This is a genomic window from Delftia sp. ZNC0008 (assembly GCF_000799035.1).
Taxonomy (GTDB): Bacteria; Pseudomonadota; Gammaproteobacteria; order Burkholderiales; family Burkholderiaceae_C; genus Comamonas; species Comamonas tsuruhatensis.
Genome location: NZ_JTKZ01000960.1, coordinates 1 through 6,964, shown reverse-complemented (window position 1 = coordinate 6,964; position 6,964 = coordinate 1). Strand labels below are relative to the sequence as shown.

The following is a 6,964-nucleotide window of genomic DNA, read 5'->3' as shown; positions in this document are numbered from 1 at the left end:
GCTGCGGCCTTCTTGGCAGCAGGAGCAGCAGCCTTCTTGGCAGGAGCGGCGGCCTTCTTTGCAGCAGGCGCAGCAGCCTTCTTGGCGGGAGCGGCGGCCTTCTTGGCAGCAGTAGCAGCAGCCTTCTTGGCGGGAGCAGCGGCCTTCTTTGCAGCAGGAGCAGCAGCCTTCTTGGCGGGAGCAGCGGCCTTCTTTGCAGCAGGAGCAGCAGCCTTCTTGGCAGGAGCGGCGGCCTTCTTGGCAGCAGGAGCTGCAGCCTTCTTGGCGGGAGCAGCGGCCTTCTTCGCAGCAGGCGCAGCAGCCTTCTTGGCAGCAGGAGCAGCAGCCTTCTTGGCGGGAGCGGCAGCCTTCTTTGCAGCAGGAGCCGCAGCCTTCTTGGCGGGCGCTGCCTTGGCAGTGGCCGTGGCTTTCTTCACGGCTTCAGCCTTGGGGGCGGCCGCCTTTTTGGCGGTGGTCTTCTTGTCGGTGGGGGCCTTGGTAGAGGCCGTCTTCTTCGCAGTTGCCATCATCTTCTCCTTCGTTGATTTGCACAAAACACTTCGGGGTACGGGGCTCCGAAGCGATTCAATGCGATGTGGAGTGACGCATCGCAATGAACACGGAGACGCCCCACGCCGCAACACCATCGGTATTGCAAAAGCGTGAAGCGCGTCATGGTTCGCATTGTGCCTGCAGAGAAGCGATTAATCCCAGGAAAGTGCGCCTCCGGTTTGATACTCGATGACGCGTGTCTCAAAGAAGTTACGTTCCTTCTTCAAATCGATCATCTCGCTCATCCAGGGGAACGGGTTTTCCTCGTTCGGGAACAGGGCCTCCAGGCCGATCTGCGTGGCGCGGCGGTTGGCGATGTAGCGCAGGTAGCCCTTGAACATCGATGCGTTCATGCCCAGCACGCCGCGCGGCATGGTGTCCTCTGCGTAGCGGTATTCCAGCTCGACGGCCTTGACGAAAAGCGCCGTGATTTCTTCCTTGAATTCGGGTGTCCACAGCTGCGGATTTTCGAGCTTGAGCTGGTTGATCAGGTCGATGCCGAAGTTGCAGTGCATGGACTCGTCGCGCAGGATGTACTGGTACTGCTCGGCAGCGCCGGTCATCTTGTTCTGACGGCCCAGGGCCAGGATCTGCGTGAAGCCCACGTAGAAGAACAGGCCCTCCATCAGGCAGGCGAAAACGATGAGCGACTTCAGCAGCGTCTGGTCGGTCTCGAAGGTGCCGGTCTTGAAGCTGGGGTCCATGATCGCCTCGATGAAGGGGATCAGGAATTCGTCCTTGTCGCGGATGGAGGGAACCTCGAGATAGGCGTTGAAGATCTCGCCTTCATCCAGGCCCAGCGACTCCACGATGTACTGGTAGGCGTGGGTGTGGATGGCTTCCTCGAAGGCCTGGCGCAGCAGGAACTGGCGGCACTCGGGTGCGGTGATGTGGCGGTAGGTGCCCAGCACGATGTTGTTGGCAGCCAGCGAGTCGGCCGTCACGAAGAAGCCCAGGTTGCGCTTGACGATGCGGCGCTCGTCCTCGGTCAGGCCGTTGGGGTCCTTCCACAGGGCGATGTCGCGGTTCATGTTCACTTCCTGCGGCATCCAGTGGTTGGCGCAGGTGGCCAGGTACTTTTCCCAGGCCCACTTGTACTTGAAGGGCACCAGCTGGTTGACGTCGGTCTTGGCGTTGATGATTCGCTTGTCGGCGGCGTTGACGCGCTGGTGTGTGCCGGTGGCGGGGGCAGCTCCTGCGCCGGTCGGCGTGTTCGAGAGAGTGGCGTCGTCGTCAAAGGTCAGCATTGCAATTTTCTCCGGCATGCCCTGAGGCATATGTTCAGTTCATTCGGTGCGAAAGAGGCCTCTCTTTCTGCTCCGGTCAATGTAGGACCATGGGTGGCCTGGCATGTTGAGCAGGCCCAAGGTCCATGGCGAAGATCCTGCGCATGGCGCTGGCTGGCGGGCAGGGCGCGGGGCCTGCGCCGTGGCGAGGCCCCGCGCTGCGCGGCTTACTGGCAGGCTTCGCAGCCGGGATCGTCGATGGCGCAGAACTTGATGTCCGTCGCCGGGGCCTGGGCGCGTGCGGCGGCTGCCGCGGCTTCCAGGGCGCTGGAGGTGCTCACGGCAGCGGGCTGGGCGGCAGCCGTGGGCACTGCGTTGAGCACGCGGCTTTGCACCGTGGACTTCTCGATGTTGGTGGCGCTGGTGGTGCGCAGGTAGTAGGTGGTCTTCAGGCCACGCAGCCAGGCCAGCTTGTAGGTGTCGTCCAGCTTCTTGCCCGAGGCGCCGGCCATGTAGATGTTCAGGCTCTGGGCCTGGTCGATCCACTTCTGGCGGCGTGCAGCGGCCTCGACCAGCCAGGTGGGCTCGACCTCGAAGGCGGTGGCGTACAGGTTCTTGACGTCCTGGGGCACGCGGTCGATGGGGCGCAGCGAGCCGTCGAAATGCTTGAGGTCCATGACCATCACGTCGTCCCACAGGCCCAGGCGCTTCAGGTCGCGCACCAGGTACTGGTTGATGACGGTGAACTCGCCGGACAGGTTGGACTTGACCGACAGGTTGCCGAACGAAGGCTCGATGGAGGCATCGACGCCGACGATGTTGGAGATGGTCGCCGTGGGGGCGATGGCCACGCAGTTGGAGTTGCGCATGCCGTGCTGGCCGATCTTGGCGCGCAGCGCATCCCAGTCCAGGCGCGAGGAACGGTCCACTTCCACGTAGCCGCCGCGGGCCTTCTCCAGCAGGTTCAGCGTGTCCAGCGGCAGGATGCCCTGGTCCCACAGCGAGCCCTTGTAGCTGGAGTACTGGCCGCGTTCCCTGGCCAGTTCGGTGGAGGCCCAGTAGGCGTAGTAGCAGATGGCTTCCATCGACTGGTCGGCGAACTCGACGGCCGCGTCGCTGGCGTAGGCGATGCGCATTTCATAGAGCGCATCCTGGAAGCCCATCAGGCCCAGGCCCACGGGGCGATGGCGCAGGTTGGAGTCCTTGGCCTTCTGCACGGCGTAGTAGTTGATGTCGATCACGTTGTCCAGCATGCGCATGGCCGTGGTGATGGTCTTGCGCAGCTTGCCGTGGTCGATGGCGCCGTTGGTGATGTGGCGCGCCAGGTTGACCGAGCCCAGGTTGCAGACGGCGGTCTCGGTGTCGCTGGTGTTCAGCGTGATCTCGGTGCACAGGTTGGACGAGTGCACCACGCCGGCGTGCTGCTGGGGCGAGCGCACGTTGCAGGGGTCCTTGAAGGTGACCCAGGGGTGGCCGGTCTCGAACAGCATGGACAGCATCTTGCGCCACAGGTCCACGGCCGGGATGCGCTTGAACAGCTTGAGCTCGCCGGTGTCGGCCTTGGTTTCGTAGGCCGTGTAGGCGCGCTCGAAGGCTGCGCCGAAGAGGTCGTGCAGGTCGCCGACATCGGAGGGCGAGAACAGGGTCCACTGGCCCTTTTCCATGACGCGCTTCATGAACAGGTCGGGAATCCAGTTCGCCGTGTTCATGTCGTGCGTGCGGCGGCGGTCGTCACCCGTGTTCTTGCGCAGCTCGAGGAATTCCTCGATGTCCAGGTGCCAGGTCTCCAGGTACGTGCAGACGGCGCCCTTGCGCTTGCCGCCCTGGTTCACGGCCACGGCCGTGTCGTTGACCACCTTGAGGAAGGGCACCACGCCCTGCGACTCGCCGTTCGTGCCCTTGATGCGCGAACCCAGGGCGCGCACGCGCGTCCAGTCGTTGCCCAGGCCGCCGGCGAACTTGGACAGCAGGGCGTTTTCCTTGATCGACTCATAGATGCCGTCCAGATCGTCGGGCACCGTGGTCAGGTAGCACGAAGACAGCTGCGAGCGCAGCGTGCCGCTGTTGAACAGCGTGGGCGTGCTGCTCATGAAGTCGAAGGAAGACAGCAGTTCGTAGAACTCGATGGCGCGCGCGTTGCGGTCCTCTTCCTGCAGCGCCAGGCCCATGGCCACGCGCATGAAGAAGGACTGGGGCAGCTCGATGCGCGTCTTGCGCACGTGCAGGAAGTAGCGGTCGTACAGGGTCTGCAGGCCCAGGTAGTCGAACTGCTGGTCGCGTTCGGCCTTGAGGGCGGCAGCCAGGCGGGGCAGGTCGTAGTTCAGCAGCTCAGGGTTGAGCAGCTCGTTGTCCACGCCCTTCTGGATGAAGCCGGGGAAGTAGGCGGCGTAGGCCGACTGGATGTCGGCAGGCTGCACGTCATGGCCCATGACCTCGCGCACGATGGTGTGCAGCAGCAGGCGGGCGGTGACGTAGGTGTAGTCGGGGTCCTTTTCGATCAGCGTGCGCGCGGCCAGGATGGAGGCCTTGAAGACTTCTTCGATCGGCACGCCGTCGTACAGGTTGCGCAGCGTCTCGGCGACGATGGGCGCGGCCTGGATGTCGGCATTGAGGTTGCGGCAGGAGGCCTCGATCAGGGCCAGCAGGCGGGCCTGGTCCAGCGGAACGCGCTGGCCGTTGTCGGTCACATGCAGCACGGGGGCGGTCGCGGCCGCAGCGGCGGCAGCGGCCTCGGCGGCCTTCTTCTGCTCGGCACGCTCCTGGTTGCGGCGGTCGCGGTACAGCACGTAGGCGCGCGCCACGTCGTGGTGGCCGCCGCGCATCAGGCCCAGCTCGACCTGGTCCTGCACGTCTTCAATATGGAAGGTGCCGCCGCCCGGACGCGAGCGCAGCAGGGCGCGCACCACGGCCTGGGTGAGCTCGTCCACGGTCTCGCGCACGCTGGCGGAGGCAGCGCCCTGGGCGCCGCGCACGGCCAGGAAGGCCTTGGTCAGCGCGACGGCGATCTTTTGCGGGGTGAAGGGCACCACGTCGCCGCTGCGGCGGATGATCTGGTAGCCGTCCTGCACGGACAGGTGATGGGCGGAGGAAGGATTGGCAGCATCACCGTGCGCAGCGGGAGCCAAAGAATTCAGTGCTTCTTGCATGAGTTTCCTCAACGGGTGTTTGTGGATAGAACGGACGCGGACCTGCACTGGGGGCAGGCTTGCTGGGATATGGAATCGATGGCCGGATGTGCACACCGTTTTCACAGGGTGTGCACAGCTTGTGAACACTAGATATGGTGTCCGGCGTGCTCTCAGGCACTACCTGTAGTGTATCGCCGTCTCATGTACACGGGGTACTCACGGCCGGAAAACCGCTGTTTGCGCTGCGCCAAAACAGTGCCCAGTATGCAAGCCCATAGCAGCAGATCACCGCTGCGCGGTGGCTGGCGGGCGATGGCCTGTCGCAAGCCGCTACAGACTTGCCGCTGCGCCGGTCGGACCGCCGAAAGCCCCATGAACAGTGGGGCTGCGACACATGCGTGAATTTGTAAAAAAAGATCAGGCCGGCCCGGCGTGCGCCTGCGCGCCACATGGGTTGCTTTCTGGATTGACAGCGCACTTTTCCTGGGCCTGTGGACAAGCCGGCCTGCGTGCAAGGCCTGGCGCAGTCCGGCAGGAGGGTGTGTGCTTACGTGGAGGGCTGGCCGGCGCGGGGCGGCAACTGCCAGTTCGCCGTGGCCTGGTGACGGGACAGCAGCCCGCGCAGCCGGGGCCAGTCGAAGCCGGGGCCGGGATCGCGTTTGCGGCCGGGCGCAATGTGCTCATGGCCTGCGAGATGGGCGACGGGGTAGCGTGCGGCGATGGCTTCGCACAGGTTCTCCAGGGCCGCATATTGCGCCGGCTCGAACGGCAGTCCCTCCAGGCCCTCCAGCTCTATGCCGATGGAGTCGTCGTTGCAGCGATCCTTGCCGCGCCAGCTGGAGGCGCCCGCATGCCAGGCGCGCGCGTCACAGTCCACAAATTGCCAGACCTCGCCCAGGCGCGTGACGAAGAAATGGGCCGACACCTCCAGGCCGCGTATGCCCTGGTAGTAAGGATGGGCGTCCCAGTCGAGCTGGTTGGTGAACAGTTGCTGGACCGCCCCCGTGCCGTACTCGCCGGGGGGCAGGCTGATGGAGTGCACGACGACCAGATCGACCAGGGCCTGGGCCGGGCGCTCGCCGAAGTTGGGCGAGGGCAGGTGGCGTGCCTGTTGCAGCCAGCCGCCTTGCCAGGTCCAGGCCGGGGCCGTGGTCGTGGTCGTGGTAGCTGGTGCCTGCGGATCAGGCTTCGCCATGGCCGCCTCCGTCCGCCTCGGCGCTGGCGTCGCCGGGCAGGGCGATGTTCAGCCGGTCGATGCGGTAGCGGATCTGGCGCAGGCTCAGCCCCAGGCGTGCGGCCGTGGCCGTGCGGTTGAAGCCGTTTTCCTGCAGCGCCTGCACCAGGATGCCGCGCTCGCGCTCGTCCAGCCAGGCCTGCAGGTCGCGGGGCAGCTCCATGTCGGCAGGCTCCGGCGGCGGTGCGGCGCCGTCGTGCGCCTGGGTCTGCGTCGATGCGGGTGGAGCCGGCGGAGTGCCGCAGGGCAGCTGCATCTCGGGGTCTATGCGCAGCGGCCCTTCCTCGCCCAGCGTGATGGCGCGGTGCAGCAGGTTCTCCAGTTCACGCACATTGCCGGGCAGGGGCAGGCGGGCGATCTGCTCCAGGGAACGCTCGTCGATCTCGGGCATGGGCAGGCCCGACTCCTGCGACAGCCGTGCCAGCAATGCACGGCACAGCGCGGGCAGGTCCTCGCGGCGCTCGCGCAGCGGCGGAAGAAGTACTTCGATGACGTTGAGGCGGTAGTACAGGTCCTGGCGAAAACGTCCTGCCTGCACGTCGGCGGCCAGGTCGCGGTGGGTGGCGCTGACGATGCGCACGTCGGCCGCTTCCTCCTGCGCCGAGCCCAGGGGGCGCACGCGGCGTTCCTGGATGGCGCGCAGCAGCTTGGCCTGCATGGGCAGCGGCAGGTCGCCGATTTCGTCGAGGAACAGGGTGCCGCCGCGTGCCGCCTGGAAATAGCCGTCGCGGTCCTGGGTGGCTCCGGTATAGGAGCCCTTGCGGGCGCCGAAGAACTCGGCCTCCAGCAGGTTTTCGGGGATGGCGCCGCAGTTCACGGCCACCATGGGGCCGTGGGCGACGCGG

At 65.7% G+C, this 6,964-nt stretch carries 5 protein-coding genes; all 5 read right to left on the bottom strand.

What is annotated here, in order from left to right; all coding sequences use genetic code 11:
* Positions 1-506: hypothetical protein (locus tag L995_RS30875; protein WP_047475296.1), on the bottom strand; the 506-nt coding region annotated here is incomplete at its 3' end.
* A 177-nt stretch (positions 507-683) separates the two neighbouring features.
* The gene (locus L995_RS30870) at positions 684-1,778 is read right to left on the bottom strand and encodes a ribonucleotide-diphosphate reductase subunit beta (RefSeq protein ID WP_016448002.1); all 1,095 of its coding nucleotides are present in this window, start codon (positions 1,776-1,778) and stop codon (positions 684-686) included.
* Positions 1,779-1,984: 206 nt separating this feature from the next.
* Entirely contained in the window at positions 1,985-4,903 is a 2,919-nt protein-coding gene (locus L995_RS30865) for a ribonucleoside-diphosphate reductase subunit alpha (RefSeq protein ID WP_047475295.1), read from the bottom strand.
* Positions 4,904-5,432: 529 nt separating this feature from the next.
* Positions 5,433-6,080, bottom strand: coding sequence for a 1,6-anhydro-N-acetylmuramyl-L-alanine amidase AmpD (gene ampD / locus L995_RS30860; RefSeq protein WP_047475293.1), 648 nt, complete (start codon positions 6,078-6,080; stop codon positions 5,433-5,435).
* A partial coding sequence (locus L995_RS30855) for a sigma 54-interacting transcriptional regulator (protein WP_047475290.1) occupies positions 6,067-6,964 on the bottom strand: 898 nt, incomplete at its 5' end. The genes ampD and L995_RS30855, both read right to left, overlap by 14 nt.